Here is a 307-nt window from a genome sequence, read left to right on the forward strand (position 1 = left end):
CGCGCGAAACGCTCCTGCTCGACCCTTCGAGCGCGATGCGCCCCTCCAGCATGCAGATGACCTTGTCCGAAACCGACAGCGCCCGGTTGAGGTCCTGTTCGACGAGGATGATTGTCGTGCCCGAAGCGATCAGCCCCTGAAGTGCCGCATAGACACGGTCGACGATCAGCGGCGAAAGACCAAGCGAGACCTCGTCCAGCAGCAGCACATCCGGATTGCTCATCAGCGCCCGGCCGATAGCGGTCGCCTGCTGCTCGCCGCCGGACAGATGCCCCGTCTTGGCGTGGCGGCGCGGTTTCAGATTGGG

At 64.8% G+C, this 307-nt stretch carries 1 protein-coding gene; it reads right to left on the reverse strand.

Features of this window, described 5'->3' with window-relative positions; all coding sequences use genetic code 11:
* Positions 1 to 307, reverse strand: a 307-nt coding sequence (locus EN852_RS38570) for an ATP-binding cassette domain-containing protein (RefSeq protein WP_135879883.1), incomplete at both ends; no start/stop codon positions are given.

Source organism: Mesorhizobium sp. M2E.F.Ca.ET.209.01.1.1 (assembly GCF_004010375.2).
In the GTDB taxonomy this organism is placed as follows: Bacteria; Pseudomonadota; Alphaproteobacteria; order Rhizobiales; family Rhizobiaceae; genus Mesorhizobium.